Here is a 24,694-nt window from a genome sequence, read left to right as displayed (position 1 = left end):
ACGCAAACGCCTCGCCAGTCAGCGACCCGGGCGGTCCTATGATGAAGTCACGAACAACCGATCGGAGACTTGGCCCGTGAACCCCAACCGCTTTCCCAGCCCCCACCTGGACGATGTGCCCGCCGACATCCGCGAGAAGATCCTCGCCGTGCAAGAAAAAGCCGGCTTTGTGCCTCAGGTGTTTCTGAGCCTGGCACGCCGCCCGGCCGAGTGGCGCGCCTTTTTTGCTTACCACGACGCCTTGATGCTCAAGGAAGACGGCTCGCTGAGCAAAGGCGACCGCGAGATGATCGTCACCGCCACCAGCGCGGCCAACCAGTGCCTGTACTGCGTGGTGGCGCACGGCGCGCTGCTGCGCATCTACGAGAAGAAACCGCTGGTGGCCGACCAGGTGGCCATCAACTACCGCAAAGCCGACATCAGCCCGCGCCAGCGCGCCATGCTCGACTTTGCGATGAAGGTCTGCGAGCGCTCGCACGAGATCGACGAAGCCGACTACCCACCGCTGTACGCCCATGGCTTCTCGGACGAAGACATTTGGGACATCGCCGCGATCACCGCTTTTTTTGGCCTGTCCAACCGCCTGGCCAGCTTCTCGGGCATGCAGCCCAACCCCGAGTTTTACCTGATGGGCCGGGTGCCCAAAGCCAAGGCCTGAACCCCGGCGGGGCCCCTGTCGCCGGCACTCAGCCCGCAGCGCGGCCGGGCGCTGGTGCCGGGTCCAGGCGCAGCAGGCCCCAGACCATGCGCACCAGCTCAGCCTCGAAGGCCGGCGTGCCCAGCAGGGGCGAGTCCTCCAGCGAGGCGCTGCGGATCACCCCCATCACCGCCCGCGTGGCGACAAACATCAGCGCCGGGTCGGGCGCGCGCAGGCTGGGGTCTTGCAGGGCGATCAAGGCCAGGGTGTTGCGCTCTGAAGCCTCGCGCAAGGCCTGGGTGATGTCCTCGTGGTGGTCCAGACGCCAGGCCAGGCGGATCATGGCGCGGCGCGAGCGCGGCCCGCTGCCGAAGGACTCGACCAGCAAATGAACCAGCTCGGCCAGCACCTCTTGCACCGGTCGGCGCTGGGCCACCGAGGCCTGCATCATGGCTTGCAGGCGGTCCATCACCCGCCGCCGCTCACGCTGGATCATGGCCAGCAGGATGGCCTCCTTGGACGGGAAGTACTGGTACAGCGTGCCAATCGAAAAGCCGGCCCGCTGGGCCACCTTGTTGGTGGTCAGCGCGGCGTCCCCATCGGCTTCCACAATCTGAGCCGTGGCCTCAAAAATGGCCTCGATGGTGCGCTGGGCACGCTCTTGCGTGGGCTGGCGACGCCGTGTGGGCGGGGCTGCAGTTCGGCGGGGGGCGGGCATGCGGGGGGACTCCAAAACCTGAGCTTTATGCGAGTAGCCAGCGCAGACTGGAACCTGAATAATGCTCACAAACGCGCTATTTTCTGTCAGTTTCTGAACACGCCCTGAACCCAACAAGCCATGTTGCCCACTTCCAGCCCCGCCTCCGCCCCGCCTGAACTTCGCGTGCGCAAGCTCGAAGTAGACCTCGGTGAGGGGTTCCCCACCCGCTGGCATGGCGGCGATGCGTTTCGCAGCATGTTCTTCAACGCCCTGTCGATGAGCTTCCCGGTGGGTGAGCAGTTCTTCATCGACTCGGTGCGCGAGGCGCTCAAAAAGCTCCCCGAGGCCCCCGAGCATGAGGCCCTGCGGCGCCAGATCCAGGGCTTCATCGGTCAGGAAGCAACGCACCGCCGCGTGCACGGCCTGTACAACGAACAACTGGCCCAACAAGGCCTGGTCAACCGTTGGCAGCACTGGGCCCAAAAACGCATTGACCGCACGCGCCACTTCAACCCCATGCACCACTTGGCGGTGACCTGCGCTTACGAGCACTTCACCGCCGTGCTGGCCGACATCACGCTGCGCCACGCCGATGTGCTGGACGGCGCTGACGATCGCCTGCAAACCGTCTGGCGCTGGCACGCCGCAGAAGAAACCGAGCACAGCGCCGTGGCCTTTGCGCTGTACCAGGCCCTGGGCGGCAACCACGCCTGGCGCGTGCGCTGGTTCACCTATGTGCTGATCACCTTCATCTGGGAAGCGCTGGCGCAGACCGTGCTCAACCTCTGGCACGACGGCAGCCTGGCCCGCCCCAGCAGTTGGTGGAGCGCACTGTGCTTTGGCTTTGGACGCCAGGGCCTGGTGTGGCGCAGCGTCGGGCCGCTGCTGCGCTACTACCGGCGCGATTTCCACCCGGACCAGCCCCTGCACCCAGCCGATCAGGCCTCGGCCCGGGCCTTGGCCGAGCGCTGGCTGAACGAACACGCCAGCCAATACCGGGTGGTGGGCGCCGCGCGCTGAACGCAGTGCCCCCGGCGGCTTGGCCCGCCGCCAGCGGCCGACGCCTCAGCCCGCCAGGTGGGCCCGCATCCAGTCGGGCAGCGGGGCGGCCTTTTGCTTGGGGAAGTCCACCCAAATCACCGTGGCACCGCCCGCCGCACAGATGACGCCCGGCTGGTCGCTGCGCTCGAGCGTGGCCCAGCTCTCGAAGGTGGTGCGGGCTGGGTCGCTGACAAACAGCTTGGCCAGCACATCGCCTGGATATTCCAGCTGCCGGTAGAAGTTGCAAAACGCGTTGACGATCACAGGCCCCTCGCCCTGCGGCGCGGGCGCACAGCCGATCGAGCACATCCACTCGATGCGCAGGGTCTCCAGGTAGCGAAAGTAGTTGGCGTTGTTGACATGGCCCATGGCGTCCATGTCGCCCCAGCGGATGGGGATCACCATCTCAAACACCTGGCGCTTTTGCTCGGGAATCTCGATGCGCATGCAGGCTCCCGTTCAGAGCGCAAAGCCGTCGTCGGCCGCGATGATGGCGCCGTTGACAAAGTGGCTCTGGTCGCTGGCCAGCATGACCAGCAAGGCGTCCAGGTCCTCGGGCTGGCCCACGCGCTTGCGCGGCAGCATGTTGACCAGCTTTTGGCCCTGCTCGGTTTGCCAGTGGTGGTGGTTGATTTCGGTGTCGATGTAGCCAGGGCAGATGGCATTCACATTGATGCCAAAGCGGCCCCACTCCAGCGCCATGGCCTTGGTCATCTGCACCACGGCGGCCTTGCTCATGCAGTAGGCGCCGATTTGCGGCAGCACCTTCAGGCCCGCCATCGAGGCGATGTTGATGATGCGCCCGCCGGTGTAGGTGCCCGGCGCCGCGCCCCGGGCGCGCGCCAGCATGCGCTTGCCCACCTCCTGGGCGACAAAAAAGGAGCCGCGCACATTGGTGTCGAAGATGAAATCGAAGTCGTCTTCGGTCACATCCTGGATGCGCTGGGTGGTGCTGACGCCCGAGTTGTTGACCAGGATGTCGATCGAGCCCACTTCCGTCTCGGCGTGCGCCACGGCGGCGCGGATGCTGTTCAAGTCGGTCACATCCAGGGCCTGCACATGGGCACTGCCCCCTTCGCCCTCGATGTGGGCGCGCAGCTCTTTGAGCTTTTCCACGCGGCGGCTGGCCAGCACCACCGCCGCCCCGGCCCGCGCCAAGGTGCGCGCGAACTGGGCGCCCAAACCGCTGGAGGCGCCTGTCACAAAGGCCACACGTCCCGATAAGTCGATGCTAAAAGCCATTAGAGTATCTCCAGACTTGGATAAAAAAACGAACGACCGTTCTAATATTGCAGCGCAACGAATAAAATCCCGCGCAGCCGGTTGTCACCGAGTGCCCATTTCCCATTCATTATTGAGCGAGACGCCCCATGACCCACGAAGAAATCCTGTCCCAATACGGCCCCCGAGAGGCCATGGAATACGACGTCGTCGTCGTCGGGGGCGGCCCGGGCGGCTTGGCCACCGCCATCCGCCTGAAGCAGCTGGCCGCAGAAAAAGGCACCGATGTGTCGGTCGTGGTGCTGGAAAAGGGCTCTGAGCCCGGCGCGCACATCCTGTCGGGCGCCATCATGGACCCCAAGGCCCTGACCGAACTGCTGCCCAACTGGAAGGCCGACGGCGCCCCGCTCAAGCAGCCGGTCACCGACGACGCCTATGTCTTCCTGAGCGAAAAATCGGGCTTTCGCGTGCCCAACATGTTCCTGCCCCCGTTCGCGCACAACCACGGCAACTACATCATCAGCCTCGGTGCGGTGACCAAGTGGATGGGTGAACAGGCCGAAGCCCTGGGCGTGGAAATCTTCCCCGGCTTCTCGGCGGCCGAAGTGCTCTACAACGACGACGGTTCGGTCAAGGGCGTGGCCACCGGCAACATGGGCATCAACAAGGAAGGCGAGCCCACCGACGACTTCCAGCTGGGCATGGAACTGCACGCCAAGTACACCGTGTTCGCCGAAGGCGCGCGCGGCCACCTGGGCAAGCAGCTGATCGCCAAGTACAAACTCGACGAAGGCCGTGACCCGCAAAGCTTTGGCATCGGCATCAAGGAACTCTGGGAAATCGACCCCGCCCGCCACAAGCCCGGCTTTGTGATGCACACCGCCGGCTGGCCCATGGAATCCGACACCTACGGCGGCGCTTTCCTGTACCACCTGGACGGCAACAAGGTCGCCCTGGGCTTTGTCACCGGCCTGGGCTACAGCAACCCCTACCTGAGCCCGTTTGAAGAATTCCAACGCTGGAAGACCCACCCCAACGTCCGCTACTACTTCGAGAACGAGAAGGGTGAAGTCACCGCCAAGCGCCTCTCGTATGGTGCGCGCGCCATCAATGCCAGCGGCATCAACGCCCTGCCCAAAACCGTGTTCCCGGGCGGCGCCCTGGTCGGTTGCAACGCCGGTTACCTGAATGTGGGCCGCATCAAGGGCAGCCATGCCGCCATCAAGACCGGCATGCTGGCCGCTGAAGCCGCCTACGATGCCGTGGTGGCGGGCCGCCAGCACGACGAGCTGAGCGCCTACCCCGAGGCCTTCGACAAGAGTTGGCTGCACACCGAGCTGAACAAGGACCGCAACTTCAAGAACTGGTTCAAGTACGGCCTGACCACCGCCACGCTGATGAACGGCTTCGAGCAGTTCGTGCTGCGCGGTCACATCCCCTGGACCCTGCGCCGCGACAAGCCTGACCACGCCTACCTGAAGCCGGCGGCCGAGTGCAAGCCCATCCACTACCCCAAGCCCGATGGCAAGCTGACCTTTGACCGCCTCTCCAGCGTCTTCATCAGCAACACCAACCACGCTGAAAACCAACCCGCTCACCTGACGCTGAAAGACGCCTCGGTGCCGGTCGCGGTGAACCTGGCCAAGTACGCCGGCCCCGAAGCCCGCTACTGCCCGGCGGGGGTGTACGAGTTCGTGAAGAACGCGGACAACAGCGATCGTCTGCAGATCAATGCGCAGAACTGCGTGCACTGCAAGACCTGCGACATCAAAGACCCGACGCAAAACATCGTCTGGGTCACGCCAGAAGGCGGCGGCGGCCCGAACTACTCGGGCATGTAAAAGCCGCAGCGCCAGCCCCCCCACAGGCTGGCCTGGCAGCCGCAACGCCGCTGTGAAGCGGTCCAGCACGCGCCCCTCGGGGCGCGTGTTGCTTTGGGGACGGGCCCCAGGCGCGTCAAATGCCCTCAAAACCAAGCGTAAACCCGTATGCCGACAGCGCTCGGGGGCTCCGATAATCAAAAAGTTGTATGACAAATTTACACACTCGGGCCTGCCGCCCGGTTTGTCATGCCGTTGACGAAGGGAACCCGACTCCATGAACATCGTGATCACCGGCGGCGCCGGCTTTTTGGGCGTCCGCCTGGCCCGCGCCCTGCTGGCCCAAGGCCACTTGGCCCTGATTGGCGCCCCGGCCCAAGCCATCACCCGCTTGACCCTGCTGGACCGCGCCGCGCCGCCCGCCGACCTGCTGGCCGACCCACGCGTCCACGCCCTGACGGGTGACCTCAACACCCAGCTGGAAAAAGGCCAGGCCCTGCCCGCCGGCACCCAGCTGGTGTTCCACCTGGCGGCCGCCGTCAGCGGCGAATGCGAAGCCGACTTCGACCTGGGCATGCGCAGCAATTTGGCTGCGACACACGGCCTGCTTGAAGCCTGCCGCCTAGGTGGCGAGCGCCCGGTGTTTGTGTTCGCCAGCTCGCTGGCGGTGTTTGGCAACTCGCCGGAGCAACCCTTGCCCGCCGTCATCACCGACACCACCTTGCCCACGCCGCAAAGCAGCTACGGCATCCAGAAGTTCATTGGCGAGCAGCTGGTGGCCGACTACGGCCGCAAGGGCTTTGTCACCGCGCGCAACGTGCGCCTGATGACGGTCAGCGTGCGCCCTGGTCGCCCCAATGGCGCCGCCTCCAGCTTCTTGAGCGGCATGATCCGCGAGCCCCTGGCCGGTGTGAAAGCGCCCTGCCCGGTGCCGCCCGACACCCCGGTGGCCCTGTCCTCCCCGGCCCGCACCGTCGAAGGCCTGGTGCGCGCCGCCAACGCCAGCCCGGCTGAGTGGGGTGCTCGCACCGCCATCAACCTGCCCGCCATCAAGACCACCGCAGGCGAGATGGCCGCCGCCCTGGGCAAAGTGGCTGGCAGCGCAGCGACGGATTTGCTGGACTGGACGCCCGACCCCGCCATCGTGCGCATCGTCAGCACCTGGCCGGCCGACATCGACGCTGCGCGCGCCAAGGGCCTGGGCTTGCTGCCCGACACCAGCTTTGAAGCCATCGTGCGTGACTATGCTAGAGAAAACCCGGATGCCGTGCGCTTGCCCCTCCAGCCATAATCAAAAAGTTGTATGACAAATTGAGTTTGGACTGACAACGAAACCCCCTCCAGGAGACAAAATGACCTTTTCCCGTACCGCCCTGTCCGTTTTGCTCGCCGCCGGTCTTTCTGGCACGGCGTTCGCGCAAACCACCACGCTGAAGATTGGTTACGCCACCACCAAGGAATCGCATTACGGCGTGGGCTCCACCGCCTTCTGCGACGAAGTGGAAAAAGGCACCCAAGGTCGCTACAAGTGCCAACAATTCCCCAGCTCGGCCCTGGGTGGCGAGCGCGAAATGATCGAGTCGGTGCAACTGGGGACCCAAGACCTGGTGAACACCTCGACGGGCCCGGTCGGTAACTTCGTGCCCGAAGTGAAGATCGTGGACATCCCCTTCCTGTTCCGCGACTACGACCACGCCCGCAAGGTCATGGACGGTCCCATCGGCCAGGACCTGCTGACCAAGTTCCCCGCCAAGGGCCTGATCGCCCTGTCCTGGACGGAAAACGGTTTCCGCCACATGACCAACAACAAGCGTGACATCGTGAAGCCCGCCGATGCCGCTGGCCTGAAGATGCGCACCATGGAAAACAAGGTGCACATGGACGGCTACAAGACCTTCGGCATCCTGCCCACGCCCATGGCTTTCCCGGAACTGTTCGGCGCCCTGCAACAAGGCACGGTTGACGGCCAGGAAAACCCGATCCCGGTGATCTTGTCGTCCAAGTTCTCGCAAGTGCAAAAGCACCTGTCGCTGACCGGCCACGTTTACTCGCCCGCCCTGTTGCTGATCTCTCCGCGCGTCTGGAACAAGCTCAACGACGCCGACAAGAAGGTCTTCCAGGAAGCCGCCAAGAAGGCTTCTGTGGCCCAACGCAAGAAGGTCAACGAAGACGAAAACAACGGCATCGCCCAGCTCGAAAAAGACGGCATGACCGTGACCCGCAAGGTCGACAGCAACGCCTTCCGCGAAGCCCTCAAGCCCGCCTACGCTGGCTACGCCAAGGAATTTGGCGCTGACAACATCAAGAAGATCCAAGACATCCACTGATCCCCTGACAGGGCTGGCCCCGGCCGGCCCTGTTTTCTTCCAGAGCCTTGCTCAGACGCCACCCCACCCGGTGGCGTCTGAGCAGCGCCCCGGCGCCGCCGCCTTCCTCTTTGCGCCCCGCACTCCCGAGACACCATGAACACCTTTGAACGCTACTTTGTGGCCACCAACCGCTGGGCCCTGATCCTGCTGCTGGCCGCCATGTCGGTCATCATCTTTGCCAACGTGGCCCTGCGCTACCTGACCAACGCGTCCATCGAATGGGCCGAAGAAGTGGCCCGCCACATGATGATCTGGCTCACCTTCATCGGCTCCGGCATGGTGATGCGCTACGGCGGTCACATCGCCGTGGAGAACCTGCAGGACGCGTTTCCGCGCCCCATCAGCCAAGCCATCCGCGTCGTGGTGGCGATTCTGCTGATGAGCTTCTTCGTCATGATGACCTGGACCGGCTACCAGTACACCCAGCGCGCCATGTTCCAGCTGACCGCTGCCACCCAAATCCCGTTTGGCTACATCTACGCGGCCATCCCCACCGGCGGCCTGCTGCTGTGCATCCACTTCGCCTTGGTACTGCGAAGCTACATCAGCGAACGCAAGTTTTCAACGGACACCAATTTCGACGCGACCGCCAGCGCCTCCATCTGACCCAGCAGGCTTTTTGACATGAACCCCAGTCTCGTCCTCATCATTGCCGCCTGCGTCTATCTGGCGATTGGCGTGCCCGTGGCCTTTGCCCTCGGCCTGGCCACCGCCACCGCCTTGCTGCTCACCGACGCCTACCCCATGCTGGTGCTGCTCAAGGAAACCTTCACCGGCGTAGACAGCTTCCCGCTGATGGCCGTTCCCTTCTTCATCCTGGCCGCTGAACTCATGAGCGGTGGCTCGCTGACCGAGGTGCTGCTCAAGTTCGCCGGCCAGTTTGTCGGCCACAAGCGCGGTGGCCTGGGCTACACCAACGTGGTGTCGCTGACCTTCTTCTCGGGCATTTCAGGCTCGGCACTGGCCGACGCTGCGGGCCCCGGCTCCATGCTGATCCGCATGATGGACAAGGCAGGCTACGACCGCTCTTACGCGGCCGCCCTGACCGCCTCGACCGCCATCGTGGGCCCGATCATTCCGCCCTCGATCACCATGATCGTGTACGCCCTGCAGGACGAAAGCGTCTCGGTGGGCGCGCTGTTTGTGGCCGGCATCATCCCGGGCCTGCTGATCGCCGCCGCCATGTGCGTGGTCAACTGGCACATCTCCAAGAAGCGCAATTACAAAGGCGAAGGCAAGCTGCCCCCGCTCAAGGACATCTTGAGCAACACCTGGAAGGCCCTGCCCGCGCTGATGCTGCCCATCCTGATCCTGGGCGGCATGCGCGCCGGCTGGTTCACCCCGACCGAAGCCTCGGTGGTGGCCGTGTTCTACGCGCTGGTCTGCGGCAAGTACGTCTACCGCACCCTCAAGTGGTCGGCCGTGCCCAACATCCTGGCCTATTCCTCGCTGCTGACCGCCTCGGTGCTGATCATCATTGGCCTGTCGGGCTCCTTCGCCTGGCTGCTGACCATCGAGGGCCTGCCCCAGCTGATGGCAGACTGGCTGATCGGCATGAACCTGTCGCCCTGGATGTTCCTGATCATGGTCAACGTGTTCCTGTTGATCTTCGGCATCTTCATCGAGCCCCTGCCGGGTGTGATGGTGCTGGTGCCCATCCTGGCCCCGGTGGCCCTGAAGCTGGGCGTGGACCCGATCCAGTTCGCCATGATCGTGATCTACAACCTGACCCTGGGCATGATCACGCCGCCGGTGGGTGGCCTGCTGTTCGTGACCTCCAACGTGTCCAAGGTGCCGCTGTCCGACCTGACCCGCGAGTTGATGCCCTTCCTGTGGGCGCACGCCGTGGTGCTGGTCATCCTGACCTTTGTGCCCGCCGTCAGCAGCTGGATGCCCCACGCACTGGGCTTCAAATAAGCCCAAACCTTGGCGCGTGAGCGCCCCGCGCAGCGGTATACTGCGCGCCGTCAGGAGAGAGCGTGCCTTGCCCCCAAAGCAAGCTGCACGCCGCCGAAGGCGAAAGCGGTGGGCAGCCCCCACCGCCCGAACGCTCAGGCAAAAGGACTGACAAGCGTCTGGCAACAGACGTCTCCCAGCTGGAGAGAGGCCGTGCATCACGCCACGGTCCACCGAAGGAGCAAGCCTGCATCGCCAGGTGAATCTCTCAGGTAAAGCGGACAGCCGGGGCCCCGTGTGGGAGCGTGACTTTGCGTCGCGCCCCTTGTGTGCCCCCCCCCGTGCCAAAGGCCTGTCCGTGACCGCTGCTTCCGCCCCCTCCGCTGTCCTGCTCCACACCCCCCTGAACGCCCTGCACCTCGAACTCGGTGCCCGCATGGTGCCTTTCGCGGGCTACAGCATGCCTGTGCAGTACCCCGCCGGCCTGATGGCCGAGCACCTGCACACCCGTGCGAGCGCCGGCCTGTTTGACGTCTCGCACATGGGCCAGTTGCGCCTGGTTGGCGCCGACGCCGCGGCCGCTTTTGAGAGCCTGATGCCCGTCGACGTGATCGGCCTGGGCCTGCACAAGCAGCGCTACGGCCTGCTGCTCAATGACGAGGGCGGCATCCTCGACGACCTGATGTTCGTGAACCGGGGCGAGGACCTGTTCGTCATCGTCAACGGCGCCTGCAAGGCGGCCGACATCGCCCATCTCCAGGCCCGCATCGGCCAGCGCTGCGAAGTCATCCCGATGCCCGAGCAAGCCCTGCTCGCCCTGCAAGGCCCGCAGGCCGTGACCGCCCTGGCCCGACTGGCCCCAGGTGTGGCCCAGCTCGTGTTCATGACCGGGGGCCACTTCGAGCTCGCGGGTGCGCGCTGCTACGTCACCCGCAGCGGCTACACCGGTGAAGACGGCTTTGAAATTTCAGTGCCGGCGACGCAGGCTGAAGCGCTGGCGCGGGCCCTGCTGGCCCAGCCCGAAGTGCAGCCCATCGGCCTGGGCGCGCGCAACTCGCTGCGCCTCGAAGCCGGCCTGTGCCTGTACGGCAACGACCTCGACACCGGCACCACCCCGGTCGAAGCCGGCCTGACCTGGGCGATCCAGAAAGCGCGCCGCGCCGGTGGCGAACGTGAAGGCGGCTTCCCGGGCGCGGCGCGCGTGCTGGCCCAGTTGGCCGACCTGAGCGGCGCAGCCGGTGTGCTGACCCGCCGACGCGTCGGCCTGGTGGCCCTGGAGCGCGTGCCCGTGCGCGAACACACCGAGCTGCAAACCGAAGCCGGCGAGCGCATTGGCGAAGTCTGCAGCGGCCTGCTCGGCCCCAGCGTCAACCAGCCCGTGGCCATGGCCTATGTGCGCGCCGACCAGGCCGCCCTGGGCACCCGGCTCCAGGCCATCGTGCGCGGCAAGGCCGTGCCCATGCAAGTTGCCGCCATGCCCTTCATTCCCAACCGATACTACCGGGGCTGATTTGCATCCAGCCCTTCAACCCAACAACCCTGATCAGGAGAAATCATGAGCGTCAAATATTCCAAGGAACACGAGTGGGTCAACGCCGCTGACACGGCCGCTGCCGTGGTCGGCATCACCGTGCACGCGCAAGACGCGCTGGGCGATGTGGTCTTTGTGGACCTGCCCGAAGTCGGCAAGACCTTTGCTGCCGGTGACGTGGCCGGTGTGGTCGAGTCCGTCAAGGCCGCCGCCGACGTGTACATGCCCGTGGACGGCGAGATCGTCGAAGTCAACGAAGCCCTGCGCGCCGATCCGTCCCTGGCCAACAGCGCCCCTCTGGCCGAAGGCTGGTTCTTCAAGGTCAAGCTGGCCAACCCAGCCCAGCTCGACGCCTTGATGGACGAAACCACCTACTCCGACTTCACCAAGAACGCCTGAGCCGGCGTTCCTCCCTGACGAGCCTTCACATGCTGATGCAATCCGCCCTTCCCCTCGCCGATCTTGAAAACCCCGCCGAATTCCGGGCCCGCCACATCGGCATCGGCCCAGAAGACGAAGCCCCCATGCTCAGCGTGGTGGGTGCGGCCTCGCGCCGGGCCCTGATCGATGGCATCGTGCCCCGCAGCATCGCGCGTGAACACGCCATGGTGCTGCCAGCGCCGGTGACCGAGGCCGCCGCCCTGGCGGAGCTGAAGGCGATTGCATCGCAAAACAAGATCCTGCGCAGCCACCTGGGCCAGGGCTATCACGGCACGCACACACCCGGCGTGATCCTGCGCAACATCTTGGAAAACCCCGCCTGGTACACGGCCTACACGCCTTACCAGGCCGAAATTTCACAGGGCCGCATGGAGGCCCTGGTCAACTTCCAGACCCTGGTCTGTGACCTGACCGGCATGCCCATGGCCAATGCGTCCATGCTCGACGAAGCCACCGCCGCCGCCGAAGCCATGACGCTGGCCAAGCGCTCGGTCAAGAGCAAAGCCAACACCCTGCTGGTGGCGGGCGACTGTCACCCGCAAACCATTGAAGTCATCCAGACCCGCGCCGCACCGCTGGGCCTGGAGGTCGTCATCACCGCCAGCGACGCTGACTGGACCGCCGCCCTGGCTGAACGCGACTACTTTGCCGCCATCGCCCAGTACCCCGGCACCCACGGCCAACTGCGTGACCTGCGTGCCGACGTGCAGCAAGCCCACGCCAAACAGGCCGCCTTCATCGTGGCCGCCGACCTGCTGGCCCTGACCCTGCTGACCCCGCCCGGCGAGTGGGACGCGGACATCGTCATCGGCTCCACCCAGCGCTTTGGCATGCCCATGGGCGCGGGCGGTCCGCACGCGGCCTTCATGGCCTGCCGCGATGAGTTCAAGCGCTCCATGCCGGGCCGCCTGGTCGGCGTCAGCGTGGACAGCCACGGCCAGCCGGCCTACCGCCTGGCCTTGCAAACGCGCGAACAGCACATCCGCCGCGAAAAAGCCACCTCCAACATCTGCACCGCCCAGGTCCTGCCCGCCGTGGTGGCCAGCATGTACGCGGTCTACCACGGCCCGCAAGGCCTGCGCCGCATCGCCCAGCGCGTGGCCAGCTACACCGCCGTGCTGGCCACCGGCCTGCGCCGCCTGGGCTTCAGCCCGGTGAACGACAGCGCCTTTGACACCCTGAGCCTGGACGCCGGCGCCCAAGCCCCGGCCATCGTGGCACGCGCCCTGGCGGCGGGTGTCAACCTGCGCCTGAGCGCGGGCGGCCGCATCGGTATCTCGCTGGACGAAACCACCACCCGCGAGCACCTCGAAGCGCTGTGGGGCTTTTTTGCCGCCCCGGGCCAAAGCCTGCCGCAGGTGGCCGAATTTGAAGCCGGCCTGGCCGCGCTGATCCCCAGCGAACTGCGCCGCCGCAGCGCCTACCTGACGCACCCGGTGTTCAATACCCACCACAGCGAAACCAGCATGCTGCGCTACATCCGGGCCCTGAGCGACAAGGACCTGGCCCTGGACCGCAGCATGATCCCGCTGGGCAGCTGCACCATGAAGCTCAACGCGACCAGCGAGATGATGCCCATCACCTGGCCCGAGTTCGCCCAGATCCACCCCTTCGCCCCGGCCGACCAGTTGCAGGGCTACCGCCTGCTGGACGAGCAGCTGCGCGCCTGGCTGTGCCAGGCCACGGGCTACGCTGGCATCAGCCTGCAGCCCAACGCCGGCAGCCAGGGTGAATACGCCGGCCTGCTGGTCATCAAGGCCTGGCACGCCTCGCGCGGTGAAGCGCACCGCAACATCTGCCTGATCCCCGCCTCGGCCCACGGCACCAACCCGGCCAGCGCCCAGATGGTGGGCCTGCAGGTGGTGGTGACCGCCTGCGACGCACAAGGCAATGTGGACCTGGCCGACCTGCGCGCCAAGTGCGAGCAGCACAGCGCCCACCTGGCGGCAGTGATGATCACCTACCCCAGCACGCACGGCGTGTTCGAGACCAGCGTCAAGGAGCTCTGCGCCCTGGTGCACCAGCACGGTGGCCGCGTCTATGTGGACGGCGCCAACATGAACGCCCTGGTCGGCGTGGCCGCGCCGGGTGAGTTTGGCGGCGACGTCAGCCACCTGAACCTGCACAAAACCTTCTGCATCCCGCACGGCGGTGGCGGCCCTGGCGTCGGCCCGGTCTGCGTGGTCGAAGACCTGGTGCCTTTCCTGCCGGGCCATGCCACCGGCGGCCTGCCGGTCAACGGCGTGGGTGCCATCAGCGCCGCGCCCCTGGGCAATGCCGCCGTGCTGCCGATCAGCTGGATGTACTGCCGCATGATGGGCGCTGACGGCCTGCAAGCCGCCACCGAGACCGCCATCCTGTCGGCCAACTACATCAGCGCGCGCCTGCAAGACCACTACCCCACGCTGTACGCCAGCGCCAACGGCCATGTGGCGCACGAGTGCATCCTGGACCTGCGCCCCCTCAAGGAGCGCAGCGGTGTCAGCGCCGAAGATGTGGCCAAGCGCCTGATCGACTACGGCTTCCACGCCCCGACGCTGAGCTTCCCGGTGCCCGGCACCCTGATGGTCGAGCCCACCGAGAGCGAAACCCGCGACGAGCTCGACCGCTTCATCGACGCCATGATCGCCATCCGCGACGAGATCCGCCAGATCGAAGCCGGCACCTGGCCGCAAGACGACAACCCGCTCAAAAACGCCCCCCACACCGCCGCCAGCCTGATGGGTGCGGACTGGGCCCACCCCTACAGCCGCGAAGTGGCGGCCTACCCGGTGGCCAGCCTGCGCCAAAGCAAGTACTGGTCGCCCGTGGGCCGGGTCGACAACGTCTGGGGCGACCGCAACCTGTTCTGCAGCTGCGTGCCGGTCAGCGAGTACGCGGCCTGAGGCTGGCCCGCTGAGGCGCCGCCAAAAGCCCTCCGCTCGCCCCAGGCGCCCCGTCAGCGGGGCAGCAAAAAGCGCGAGGCTTGCTGCCGCTGCAAATCCGGCGCCTGCTCCGCCACCACCGCCAATTGCAGGGGCAGCACGCGGGCCGGATCGGCCCCAGCGGTCTGCACCGCCTGGGCCGGCAGGCGCACCGTGACGGCCACGCTGCGCTCGCCACTGGCGGGCACCACGATGGGCTCGGTCGGCAGCAGCTGCAGGCCGCCCGCCTCGCGCAGTTGCACCTGGTAGGCGTGCTCACGCACGTCGTAGTTCTGCACATGCAGGCGGTAGATGTTGTCCACCGAGCCATCGCGGTTGGGCCGCGCCAGCACGGCGCGGTCACGCAAGACCTCCAGCTGCAAGGGCACGCGCTGCGCCACCGTCCAGCCCACCCCCAGCAAAGCCAGCGCCAAGGCCAGCGCATAGCCGCGCACGCGCGGCTGGGCCAGGGTGTCGCGCCAGCCCGTGCCCAGGCTGTTGGCAAATCGGATCAGGCCGGTGGGCTGGCGGGCGCTGAGCATCACCCGGTCACAGGCGTCAATGCACAGGCCGCAGCTGATGCACTCATACTGCGCGCCTTGGCGAATGTCGATGCCCGCCGGGCACACCTGCACGCACAGGCCGCAATCCACACAGGCCCCCGCCGCCGGCAGGACCTGGGCTGCCGGGGCCGCCTGGCCAGCGGGGCCGGCTCCCCGCGACAGGGGCGCGCGCAGCACGTTGGCACGCGGCTCGCCACGGCGCTGGTCGTAGCTGACCACCTGGGTGTGTTCATTGCCCATCACGCCCTGGAAGCGCGCGTACGGGCACATGTGCTGGCAAACCTTCTCACGCAGCAGCCCCGCCTGCAAAAAGGCAAACAGCGCATAGCCCAGGCAGGCGCCCAGCTCCACCGGGCCCATGGCGCCGGCCAGGGTGCGGCGGGCCAGGTCGGGCCCGCTCGAAAAATAGGCCGTGAAGGTCCAGCCCAGGGCCAGCGACATCCCGCCCCACAGGCCCCAGGTCAGTGCCTGGCGTGCCGCCGACTGCAGGCGCTGGCCTGAGCGCGCACGCTGGCGGCGTTGGCCTGGCGTGCCCATCACCCAATGCTCCACACCCAAAAACACGCCGGTGTACACCGACTGCGGGCAGACAAAGCCACAGAACACCCGCCCACTCAAGGCCGAAGCCAGAAACAACGCCAGGGCGCCCGCCATCAGCAAGCCGGCCAGCAGCAGCAAGTCTTGCGGTCCGTAAATAGCGCCCAACAGGTGCACGCGCTGGTGGGCAAAGTCAAAGCTCAGCAAGGGTCGCCCGTTCCAGGACAGCCAGCACAGGCCAAAGAACAAGGCCTGGGTCAGGCCCACGCTGGCCCAGCGCGCACGGTTGAAGCGGCCCCCGATGGCGCGCACGCCCCAGCGCAGGGACGAGACCGGAGGGTGGAATTGGATCGGCTGCGCAGGCAGGCCGGACAAAGAGGTCATGACACAGGCTCCAGCGCTGGGCGCCGGCGGTCGATCGACCGTTGGCCGGACGCGCCAGCAAACGCCTGTCAGTGGGCCTGAAGCCCCCCTGAAAAAACAGGTTCAGAGCGCGTGAAAGAAGACCGGATCAGCCCGCCCAAGCCGGTCCCTGACGGCGCCCCCCGTTCAAGCCCCGGGCGGCGTACCCAGCTGCTGGCAGGCCAGCCGGCCCAGCCGCGCCAGCGCCTCGCGCAGCAGCTCAGCGCCCACCGCGCCGTAGTTCAGGCGCAGGCAATGGGCGAAGCCCTGGTCGGCTGAAAACAGCGCCCCGGGCATGAAACTCAGCCCCTCGGCCAAGGCCAGCGGCAGCAGCGCCCGGGTGTCGATGGCGCCTGGCAAGGCCACCCACAGCAGGTAGCCGCCCTCGGGCCGCGTGACCCGCGTGCCGGGCGGGAAATGCTGGGCGATCGCCGCCAGCGCCACATCGCGCTGCTGCCGCAAGGTTTGGCGCAAGCGACGCAGGTGCAGGTCATGCCCGCCCTGGGCCAGGTAGTCAGAAATCGCCACCTGCGAGGGCACGGCCGCCGACAAGCTGCTCATCACCTTGGCCCGCTCCACCGCGCGGCTCCAGCGCCCGGCGGCGGCCCAGCCCACGCGGTAACCCGGCGCCAGGCTCTTGGAGAAAGAGCCGCAGTGCAGCACCCAGCCCGCCGAGTCAAAGGCCTTGATCGGGCGCGGCTTGCGCGCACCGAAATAAAGCTCGCCATAAACATCGTCCTCCACCAGCGGCACCTCATGGCGCGCCAGCAGCTCGGCAATGGCCTGCTTCTTGGCCTCGGGCATCAGCGCGCCCAGCGGGTTCTGGAAGGAAGACATCAGCCAGCAGGCCTTGACCGGCTGGGTGGCCAGGGCCTGCTCCAGCGCGGCCAGGTCGATGCCTTCTTCGGGGTGGGTGGGCAGCTCCAACGCGCGCAACTGCAGCCGCTCCAGCGCCTGCAGCGAGGCGTAAAACGTGGGCGACTCCACCACCACCAAGTCACCCGGCTGCGTCACGGCCTGCAGGCACAGGTTGAGGGCCTCCATCGCGCCATTGGTCACCACCAGCTCGTCGGCCGACACGGCCAGGCCATCGGCGGCGGCGCGCTGGGCAATCTGCTGGCGCAGCCGGGCGTGGCCCGTGGCCAGGTCCTCGACCAGCTTGTGGGGCGCCAGGCGCCGCATCGCGCTGCCCAGGCTGCGCCCCAGCTTGGCCAGCGGGAACAGCGCCGGGTCCGGGAAGGCCGAGCCCAGGGGCTGCACATCGGGGCGGCGCGAGAGCTTGAGCACCTCCACCACCAAGTCGTTGACGGCCACCGACTGGGATTGCTCCTGCGGTTGAGACGTGTCGGGCAAGCGCAAGCCCTCGCCCAGTTGCGCCGCCACAAAGTAACCCGAGCGCGGCCGTGCCTGGACCAGGCCGCGCGATTCCAGCAGGTAATAGGCCTGAAACACCGTGGACGGGCTGATCTCGCGCCGCGCGCAGGTCAGCCGCACGGAGGGCAGGCGGTCGCCCACGCGCAGCGTACCGTTGCGGATCAGGGTCTGGAACTCGTCAGCGAGGCGTTCGTATTGGGTCATGGGCAAGGGAAAAACGAGCCGGGGAGCAGGTCAAACAGGCGGTCATCAGCATGGGCGCCCGCGGCGCTGGGCTCCACTTTGCCAGAGCGCGCGCCGCGCCCATTGTGAAGGCTCATTCGAGCCGGCGGGACTGGACACGCGGCCGGGACCCGGCCTGCGCCCCCGGCTCATTGCCCACTCGGGCCAGCCAGATCGTTTGAAGACGTCGAACGATCCATCCCAAATAAATCATTAGATCAAGCTGCCGCTTGCCACTAGCCTCGGACCCTGTTTTCAACCTCCAAGCAAAGACCCGCGGCATGACGGGACGTTTCCCCAGCGAGCGCACCAAGGCTCGCATCCTGGACATTCCGAGCCTCCAGCCGCACCAGCGGCCCTGGGGTGCGATCCGACCGCAGAGTCCCATGCCTGCCTGGCCGCAGCCCGCGCCCCGCCCCCTACTTCATCACTTCAAGGAAAGCCACTCATGTTGTTCCTGGTTCGCATGGATGTGAACATCCCCCATGACCTGCCCGATGCACAGGCCGCCGACATCAAGGCACGCGAAAAAGCCTACGCCCAAGCGCTGCAAAACGACGGCCGCTGGCGCCACCTGTGGCGCGTGGTGGGCGAGTACGCCAACTACAGCGTGTTTGATGTCGGCTCCAACGACGAGCTGCACACCCTGCTGTCAGGCCTGCCCTTGTTCCCGTACATGAAGATCCACGTCACGCCGCTGGCACAGCACCCCTCGGCCATCGCCTGACGTCCCCAGCCCTAGAAAAAAACGGAGACGAACCATGACAACCACCTCCTGGCTGCCCCGACTGCTGGGTCTGAGCCTGGTGCTCGGTGCGATCAGCGCCCAGGGCCAGACCCCGAGCAGCGCCAGCACCGACTGGCCCAACAAGCCCATCCGCTGGGTGGTGCCCTTCCCGCCCGGTGGCGCCATGGACGCCATTGCGCGCACCCTGGGCGAGCGCGCTGGCAAGACCTTGGGCCAGCCTTTTGTGATCGAGAACCGGCCCGGCGCGGGCGGCAACATCGGCGCCGACCTGGTCGCCAAGTCGCCTGCCGATGGCTACACCTTGATGATCACCTCCATCGGCATGGCCACCAACAAGCCGCTGTATGGCAAGCTGAGCTACGACCCGATCAAGGACTTTGCCCCGGTCAGCTTGCTGGCCGTGGTGCCCAATGTGCTGGTGGTCAACGCCAGCCAGAGCAAGCTGCGCTCGGTCGACGAGTTGATCACCGCGGCTCGCCAGTCGCCGGGCAAGATCACCTACGGGTCGGCCGGCAACGGCACCTCCATCCACCTGGCGGGCGAGGTGTTCAGCTCGATGGCGCAACTCGACCTGGTGCACGTGCCCTACAAAGGCAGCAGCCCCGCGCTGACCGACCTGCTCGGGGGGCAGATCGACCTGATATTTGACAGCATCACCTCGGCGCGGCCGCACCTGCAATCCGGCAAACTGCGTGCGCTGGCCGTGACCACCGCGAAACGCTCAGCCGCCCTGCCCCAGGTGCCCACCCTGGCCGAGGCAGGCGTGCCCGACTACGAGGTCTCGCCGTGGTTCGCCGCCTTCGTGCCGGCCGGCACGCCCAAGCCCGTGCTGAACAAGCTGCAGGCCGCGCTGGTCAACGCCCTGAAGCAGCCCGAGGTTCAGGCCCGCTTCGAGGCCATTGGCGCCGAAGCCGTGGGCTCCAGCCCCGACGAACTGGCCGTCCACCTCGCGCGTGAGTCCACGCGCTGGACCCAGCTGATCACCCAACGCGGCATCCGCCCCGACTGATTCCCTCACGCCCCCGAGGCGCTTTTGCACCATGAAAAAACGCACTTTCCTCCCACTCGCCGCCTCGGCGCTGGCCCTGCTGCTGTCGCCCCCCCTGCAGGCCCAGACCTTCCCGGCCAAGCCGGTCACCATCGTCGTGCCCTACGCCCCCGGCGGTCCGGTGGACAACCTGATGCGTGCCCTGGGCACGCGACTCGACAAGGAATGGGGCCAGCCCGTGCTGGTGCTCAACAAGTCAGGGGCCAACGAGATCATTGGGGCCGAGTTCGTGGCCAAGAGCGCGCCCGACGGCTACACCCTGCTGGCCGCCACCGAGGCCGCGCTCACCATGAACCCGCACCTCTACAAGAAGCTGCCCTACAACGCTGAAAAGGACTTCACGCCCGTGACCCGCCTGATCAGCGTGCCCATGGTGTTTTTTGTGCCCGCCAACGCCAAGGCCAACACGCTCAAGGCGTTCATCCAGCAAGCCAAAGCCGCCAAGGACAAGCCGATGAGCTATGGCTCCTCGGGCGCGGGCGGCATCGTGCACCTGCCGCTGGCGATGTTTGCCAAGCAAGAAGGGCTGGACATGGTGCACATCCCCTACAAGGGCGCGGCGCCGCTGATCCCCGAGGTGATTTCGGGCCAGGTGGACTCGGCGGTGTTGGGCGTATCGGTGATCGAGCAGCACGTCAAGGCGGGCAAGCTCAAGGCGCTGGCCATCTCGTCTGAGGCCCGCAGCGTGGCCCTGCCCGAGGTGCCCACCTTCAAGGAGGCCGGCGTCCAGGACATCGACGCCGTCTTCAACATCGGCCTCGTGGCCCCGGCCGGCACCCCGGCCGCAGTGGTCGACAAGATCGCCGCCGACCTGCGCCGTGTGCTGATGGCGCCGGACTTCCGCAAAGCCCAGATCGACGCCTACTCCTATGTGGCCGTGGGCTCCAGCCCGGCCGAGTACAAGGCGTTTTTGGCACGCGACCTCAAGGTGCAAGGCGAGCGCGTGAAAACCTCCGGGGCGACGCTGGACTGAGGGTCAGCGCTGGGGCACAGGATGGCCCCGACAGCCTGACCGTCCTCCAGACCAAGGCCTGGAACAGCGACCCCTCAGTAGGTCAGCGTCTCCACGCCGCGCGGTGTGCCCAGCAGGCACACGGCGGCCTTCTGGTGCGCGAACACGCCCACCGTGACCACGCCCGGCCACTGGTTGACTTGGGACTCAAAGGCGAGCGGGTCGGTGATCTGCAGGCCCAGCACGTCGACGATGTACTGGCCGTTGTCGGTCACCAGGGGCTGACCGTCTTTTTGGCGGATGCTGCCCTGGCCACCCAGGGCGGCAAACTGGCGGATGATTTGCTGCGCCGCCATCGGGATCACCTCGACCGGCAACGGGAACTTGCCCAGCACCGCGACCTTTTTGGACTCGTCGGCAATGCAGACAAAGCGCTTGGACAGCGCAGCGACGATCTTCTCGCGCGTCAGTGCGGCGCCGCCGCCCTTGACCATGTGGCCCTGGCCATCGATCTCGTCGGCGCCGTCGATGTAGACCGACAGGCTGCTGACCTCGTTCGCATCGAGCACCGGGATGCCCAGGGCCTTCAGGCGCACGGTGGACGCCTCCGAGCTGGACACCGCACCCGGGATTTGGTCCCGCATCGTGGCCAGTGCGTCGATGAACTTGTTGACCGTCGAGCCCGTGCCCACGCCCACAATTTCGCCAGGCACCACGTACTGAAGTGCGGCTTGGCCAACGAGGGCCTTGAGTTCGTCCTGGGTGTAAGAGGTGCTGCTCATGGGGAGGGGGTGGGTAGTTGGGGGAAAATCGAGGGAAATCACGAAACGCACCGAATTATCCAATGTCGCTTCTGCCCTACGCCCTCGCCCGCCCTTTTTTGTTCGGCATGGATGCTGAAAAAGCCCATGAACTCACCCTGCACGCCCTGGCCCGCACCCAAGGCACGCTGCTGCAACATGCCTGGGCCAGCCGCCGCGTCAGCGACCCGGTGCAGATCGCGGGCCTGAGCTTCCCCAACCGCATCGGCCTGGCCGCCGGCCTGGACAAGAACGCCCGCTGCATCGACGCTCTGGGCGCCCTGGGCTTTGGCTTTGTCGAAGTAGGCACCGTCACGCCCAAGGGCCAGCCGGGCAACCCCAAGCCGCGCATGTTCCGCCTGCCGCAGTCCAACGCGCTGATCAACCGCCTGGGCTTCAACAACGATGGGCTGGAAGCCTTCATTGCCAACGTCAAGCGCGCGCGCTTTCGCCAAGCCGGCGGCCAGCCCCTGCTGCTGGGCCTGAACATCGGCAAGAACGCCGCTACGCCCATCGAGCAAGCCACCAGCGACTACCTGACCTGCCTGGACGGCGTCTACCCCCACGCCGACTATGTGACGGTCAACATCTCCAGCCCCAACACCAAGAACCTGCGCGCGCTGCAAAGCGACGAGGCGCTGGACCAGTTGCTGTCCGCCCTGGCCGCGCGCCGCGCCGAGCTGCAAGTCCAGCAAAAGCGCCGCGTGCCCTTGTTTGTGAAGATCGCGCCGGACCTGGACGAAGCCCAGATCGAAGTCATTGCCGCCACCCTGCTGCGCCATGGCATGGACGGCGTGGTTGCCACCAACACCACCCTGAGCCGCGACGCCGTCAAAGGTCAGCAGCATGCCGAGGAAGCCGGTGGCCTGAGCGGCGCCCCCGTGCTCGAAGCCAGCAACCGCGTGATCCGCCGCCTGCGCGCCACGCTGGGCCGGGACTACCCCATCATCGGCGTGGGCGGCGTCATGAGCGGCGCCGATGCCGTGAGCAAGCTCGAAGCCGGCGCCAGCTTGGTGCAGATCTACACCGGCCTGATCTACCGCGGCCCCGAACTCGTGGGCGAAGCCGCCCGGGCGCTGAAGGCGCACGCGGCCAAGCGCTGAGCTGTCAACGGGCGCGAGCGACTGGGCCACGCGGGCCCAGTCGTCCCTCAGTGCCCGCCCAGGTAGAGCTGGGTCATGCGCGGGTTGGCCAGCAGCTCGCCCGCCGCGCCATCCAGCACACAGCGGCCCTGGTCCAGGATGTAGCCCCGGTCGCTGATTTGCAGCGCCTGGCGGGCCCGCTGCTCCACCATCAGAACGGCCACCCCAGCGGCCGGCAGGGCCTGCACCATCTCAAACACGCGCGCCACCAAAGACGGCGCCAGTGCCGCCGTGGGCTCGTCCAGCACCATGACCTTGGGGCTGGGCATCAGGGCGCGGGCAAAGGCCAGTTGCTGGCGTTCGCCGCCGGACAGCTGCCCAGCCGGCTGGCCCAGGCGCTCCACCAGCGCGGGGAAGTCGGCCAGCACCGCGTCCATGCGCTGGCGCAGCGCCTTCACGCCGCGCACCACCAGCAGGTTCTCGCGCACGGTCAGCGACGGGAACACATTCGCCACCTGAGGCACATAGGCCAGGCCCGCCTCAAAGCGGCGCTCAGCGGACCAGGCCGTGATGGGCTGGCCACTCAGTTCAATCGCCCCCTCCACCCGGGGCAGCAAGCCCAGCAGCGACTTGACCAGGGTGGACTTGCCGGCGCCGTTGGTGCCGGCGATGGTGACGATCTCCCCCTCCTCCAAGCGCAGGTCGATGCCGTGCAGGATGTCGACCTCGCTGTAGCCACCGCGCACGCCTTGCATTGACAGGCAACTCATACCACGCCCCCCATGTACGCTTCTTGGACCCGGGCGTCGTTCAACACGGCCTCGGGCTCGCCTTCGGCCAGGATGCGGCCCCGGTCCATCACGATCAGGCGCCCGGCCAAAGCCTTCAGGGCCTGCAGGTGGTGCTCGATGATGATGAAGGCCAGGCCGCGCGCGTGCAGTTGGCGGATGCGCTCAGAAATTTCATCGATCAGCACCGGGTTGACGCCGGCAAAAGGCTCGTCCAGCAAGATGCAGCGGGGCTCCAGCATCAGCACCCGGCCCAGCTCGACCAGCTTTTTCTGGCCGCCGGACAAGCCCCCGGCCAGGGTGTCACGCACCCGGCTCAGGTTCAGAAACTCCAGCACCTGCTCGGCTTTTTCGACCAAGGCGCGCTCTTGTTGCCGCGCCGCCGAGCTGGTCCAAAACGTGCCCAGCAAGGTCTCGGCCCGGACCTGGGGCGCGGCCACCAGCAGGTTGTCCAGAACGCTCAGCGACTTGAACTCGCGCGGCACCTGGAAGGTCCGCACCAGGCCCGCACGGGCCCGCTGGTGGGGGGGCGCCTGGCTGATGTCCTGGCCCAGCCAGCGGATCTGCCCGCTGTCGGGCAGCTGCTGGCCCGCCAGGGATGCAAACAAGGTACTTTTGCCAGCGCCATTGGTGCCGGCGATGCCCAGCACCTCGGCCGGCGCCAGGCTCAGGGACACGCCGTCCACGGCGGTGAAGCCGCCAAAGCGGCGGGTGATGTCTTGCGCTTGCAACAGGCTCATGGCTTGCCCCCAAACAGGCCGTTGGGGCGGTACAGGGTGATCAAAATCAGCGCCAGGCCGACGGCCGCCAGGCGCAGGCTGGCCAGCTCGACCTCGGACACGCCCGGAATCCAGTCTTTGACAAAGCGCGAGCCCTCCAGCAGCACCATCAAAGCCAAGGCCCCGAACAGCGCGCCCTTGACGCGCCCCACCCCACCCAACACCAGCCCCATCCACACATAAAAAGTGATCAGCGGGATGAACTGCTCGGGCGTGATGAAGGTGATGAAGTGCGCGTAAAACGCCCCCGCCAGGCCCGACAGTGCCGCGCCCAGCATGAACACCTGGATCTTGAAGCGCGCCGGGTCCTTGCCCAGCGCCGCCAGGGCGGTTTCGTCGTCGCCAATGGCGCGCAGCAAACGACCAAAAGGGCTGCGCGTCAGGCGCAGGGTGCCCCAGCAGACCAACAGCACCAGGCTCAGCAGGCAGGCAAACAAGGCCATGTCGGAGTGGCCCGAGCCCAAGCTGCCGAAAGCCTTGGGAATGCCAGGCAAGCCCTGAATGCCCTGGGTCAGCCAGCCCTCTTGCTGGATCACGATGCGCACCGTTTCCGAGAACCCCAGCGTCACGATGGCCAGGTAGTCGTCGCGCAGGCGCAGCGACAGCAGGCCAATCGGCAAGGCGCTCAAGCCCGCCAGCAGCGCAGCGGCGGCAAAGCTCAGCGGCAGCGGCACGCCCTTGAGCGACAGCAAAGCCGAGGTGTAAGCGCCAATGGCCAAAAAGGCCACCACGCCAAAGTTGACCAAGCGGGTCAGGCCGAACTGCAGGTTCAGCCCCAGCGCCAGCAAGGCATAGATCAGGGCCATGATGCCAATGGCCAATACATAGGCGGTCATGGGT

The 24,694-nt window shown here is 66.7% G+C and carries 23 protein-coding genes and 2 riboswitches; of the genes, 14 read left to right on the top strand and 9 right to left on the bottom strand.

All coding sequences use genetic code 11. The annotated features are described in order from the left end of the window. Positions 1-76 precede the first annotated feature (76 nt). Complete coding sequence (locus PSQ39_RS08330) at positions 77-658, top strand: peroxidase-related enzyme (protein ID WP_273926272.1); 582 nt, start codon at positions 77-79, stop codon at positions 656-658. A 28-nt stretch (positions 659-686) separates the two neighbouring features. Here PSQ39_RS08330 and PSQ39_RS08325 read toward each other — a convergent pair whose 3' ends face one another. After that, complete coding sequence (locus tag PSQ39_RS08325) at positions 687-1,355, bottom strand: TetR/AcrR family transcriptional regulator (protein ID WP_273926271.1); 669 nt, start codon at positions 1,353-1,355, stop codon at positions 687-689. Positions 1,356-1,475: 120 nt separating this feature from the next. On the opposite strand from PSQ39_RS08325, the gene PSQ39_RS08320 reads away from it, so the two are divergent. After that, positions 1,476-2,357, top strand: a complete 882-nt coding sequence (locus PSQ39_RS08320) for a metal-dependent hydrolase (RefSeq protein ID WP_273926270.1) — start codon at positions 1,476-1,478, stop codon at positions 2,355-2,357. Between the two features lie 45 nt (positions 2,358-2,402). Here PSQ39_RS08320 and PSQ39_RS08315 read toward each other — a convergent pair whose 3' ends face one another. Next, positions 2,403-2,825 (bottom strand): acyl-CoA thioesterase, encoded by a 423-nt coding sequence (locus tag PSQ39_RS08315; protein ID WP_273926269.1) that lies wholly within the window; start codon positions 2,823-2,825, stop codon positions 2,403-2,405. Between the two features lie 12 nt (positions 2,826-2,837). Next, positions 2,838-3,620 carry an SDR family oxidoreductase gene (locus PSQ39_RS08310; RefSeq protein ID WP_273926268.1) on the bottom strand — a complete coding sequence of 261 codons (783 nt, stop codon included), beginning with the start codon at positions 3,618-3,620 and terminating at the stop codon, positions 2,838-2,840. A gap of 128 nt (positions 3,621-3,748) precedes the next feature. Between PSQ39_RS08310 and PSQ39_RS08305 the strand changes: the two genes are divergently transcribed. From PSQ39_RS08305 to gcvP, 8 genes are all read left to right on the top strand, one after another. Further along, on the top strand, positions 3,749-5,440 hold the full coding sequence (locus PSQ39_RS08305; protein WP_273926267.1) for an electron transfer flavoprotein-ubiquinone oxidoreductase: 1,692 nt from the start codon (positions 3,749-3,751) through the stop codon (positions 5,438-5,440). A 256-nt stretch (positions 5,441-5,696) separates the two neighbouring features. Continuing rightward, positions 5,697-6,710: a D-erythronate dehydrogenase gene (gene denD, locus PSQ39_RS08300; RefSeq protein WP_273926266.1), complete on the top strand. Its 1,014-nt coding sequence runs from the start codon at positions 5,697-5,699 to the stop codon at positions 6,708-6,710. A 61-nt stretch (positions 6,711-6,771) separates the two neighbouring features. Then, on the top strand, positions 6,772-7,746 hold the full coding sequence (locus PSQ39_RS08295; RefSeq protein WP_273926265.1) for a TRAP transporter substrate-binding protein: 975 nt from the start codon (positions 6,772-6,774) through the stop codon (positions 7,744-7,746). 135 nt (positions 7,747-7,881) lie between these two features. Next, positions 7,882-8,394, top strand: a complete 513-nt coding sequence (locus PSQ39_RS08290) for a TRAP transporter small permease (RefSeq protein WP_273926264.1) — start codon at positions 7,882-7,884, stop codon at positions 8,392-8,394. 18 nt (positions 8,395-8,412) lie between these two features. Next, positions 8,413-9,705, top strand: a complete 1,293-nt coding sequence (locus tag PSQ39_RS08285) for a TRAP transporter large permease (RefSeq protein WP_273926263.1) — start codon at positions 8,413-8,415, stop codon at positions 9,703-9,705. 41 nt (positions 9,706-9,746) lie between these two features. After that, a riboswitch (glycine riboswitch) is annotated at positions 9,747-9,865 on the top strand. Positions 9,866-9,874: 9 nt separating this feature from the next. Continuing rightward, positions 9,875-9,979: riboswitch (glycine riboswitch) on the top strand. A 63-nt stretch (positions 9,980-10,042) separates the two neighbouring features. Then, entirely contained in the window at positions 10,043-11,194 is a 1,152-nt protein-coding gene (gene gcvT / locus PSQ39_RS08280) for a glycine cleavage system aminomethyltransferase GcvT (RefSeq protein WP_273926262.1), read from the top strand. A 45-nt stretch (positions 11,195-11,239) separates the two neighbouring features. Further along, the gene (gene gcvH, locus PSQ39_RS08275) at positions 11,240-11,614 is read left to right on the top strand and encodes a glycine cleavage system protein GcvH (protein WP_273926261.1); all 375 of its coding nucleotides are present in this window, start codon (positions 11,240-11,242) and stop codon (positions 11,612-11,614) included. 29 nt (positions 11,615-11,643) lie between these two features. Then, positions 11,644-14,541, top strand: coding sequence for an aminomethyl-transferring glycine dehydrogenase (gene gcvP, locus PSQ39_RS08270; protein WP_273926260.1), 2,898 nt, complete (start codon positions 11,644-11,646; stop codon positions 14,539-14,541). A gap of 53 nt (positions 14,542-14,594) precedes the next feature. On the opposite strand, the gene ccoG is transcribed toward gcvP, so the two are convergent. Both ccoG and PSQ39_RS08260 read right to left on the bottom strand, forming a co-directional pair. After that, positions 14,595-16,043, bottom strand: a complete 1,449-nt coding sequence (gene ccoG / locus PSQ39_RS08265) for a cytochrome c oxidase accessory protein CcoG (RefSeq protein WP_273926259.1) — start codon at positions 16,041-16,043, stop codon at positions 14,595-14,597. Between the two features lie 165 nt (positions 16,044-16,208). Then, on the bottom strand, positions 16,209-17,639 hold the full coding sequence (locus PSQ39_RS08260; protein ID WP_273926258.1) for an aminotransferase-like domain-containing protein: 1,431 nt from the start codon (positions 17,637-17,639) through the stop codon (positions 16,209-16,211). A 466-nt stretch (positions 17,640-18,105) separates the two neighbouring features. Between PSQ39_RS08260 and catC the strand changes: the two genes are divergently transcribed. From catC to PSQ39_RS08245, 3 genes are read left to right on the top strand one after another with little or no spacing between them, the layout of a single operon-like run. After that, a complete protein-coding gene (gene catC / locus PSQ39_RS08255) occupies positions 18,106-18,384 on the top strand; it encodes a muconolactone Delta-isomerase (protein WP_273926257.1) in 279 nt (92 codons plus the stop codon). Positions 18,385-18,418: 34 nt separating this feature from the next. Beyond that, positions 18,419-19,414 (top strand): tripartite tricarboxylate transporter substrate binding protein, encoded by a 996-nt coding sequence (locus PSQ39_RS08250; RefSeq protein ID WP_273926256.1) that lies wholly within the window; start codon positions 18,419-18,421, stop codon positions 19,412-19,414. Between the two features lie 31 nt (positions 19,415-19,445). After that, complete coding sequence (locus PSQ39_RS08245) at positions 19,446-20,426, top strand: Bug family tripartite tricarboxylate transporter substrate binding protein (RefSeq protein ID WP_273926255.1); 981 nt, start codon at positions 19,446-19,448, stop codon at positions 20,424-20,426. A 74-nt stretch (positions 20,427-20,500) separates the two neighbouring features. Here PSQ39_RS08245 and rpiA read toward each other — a convergent pair whose 3' ends face one another. Next, a complete protein-coding gene (gene rpiA, locus PSQ39_RS08240) occupies positions 20,501-21,187 on the bottom strand; it encodes a ribose-5-phosphate isomerase RpiA (protein ID WP_273926254.1) in 687 nt (228 codons plus the stop codon). A gap of 62 nt (positions 21,188-21,249) precedes the next feature. Here rpiA and PSQ39_RS08235 point away from each other — a divergent pair, with 62 nt between their 5' ends. Then, positions 21,250-22,308 (top strand): quinone-dependent dihydroorotate dehydrogenase, encoded by a 1,059-nt coding sequence (locus tag PSQ39_RS08235; RefSeq protein ID WP_273926253.1) that lies wholly within the window; start codon positions 21,250-21,252, stop codon positions 22,306-22,308. Between the two features lie 47 nt (positions 22,309-22,355). On the opposite strand, the gene PSQ39_RS08230 is transcribed toward PSQ39_RS08235, so the two are convergent. From PSQ39_RS08230 to PSQ39_RS08220, 3 genes are read right to left on the bottom strand one after another with little or no spacing between them, the layout of a single operon-like run. After that, positions 22,356-23,057: an ABC transporter ATP-binding protein gene (locus PSQ39_RS08230; protein ID WP_273926252.1), complete on the bottom strand. Its 702-nt coding sequence runs from the start codon at positions 23,055-23,057 to the stop codon at positions 22,356-22,358. Further along, positions 23,054-23,815 (bottom strand): ABC transporter ATP-binding protein, encoded by a 762-nt coding sequence (locus PSQ39_RS08225; RefSeq protein WP_273926251.1) that lies wholly within the window; start codon positions 23,813-23,815, stop codon positions 23,054-23,056. Before PSQ39_RS08225 ends, PSQ39_RS08230 begins: the two co-directional genes overlap by 4 nt. Further along, entirely contained in the window at positions 23,812-24,690 is an 879-nt protein-coding gene (locus PSQ39_RS08220; RefSeq protein WP_273926250.1) for a branched-chain amino acid ABC transporter permease, read from the bottom strand. The genes PSQ39_RS08225 and PSQ39_RS08220 overlap by 4 nt, the downstream gene beginning before the upstream one ends. Between the last annotated feature and the right edge of the window lie 4 nt (positions 24,691-24,694).

The sequence above is a fragment of the Curvibacter microcysteis genome (assembly GCF_028649455.1).
Lineage (GTDB): Bacteria > Pseudomonadota > Gammaproteobacteria > Burkholderiales > Burkholderiaceae_C > Curvibacter > Curvibacter microcysteis.
Note: the sequence above shows the minus strand (reverse complement) of the source record. Positions and strands in the feature narration are given on the sequence as shown.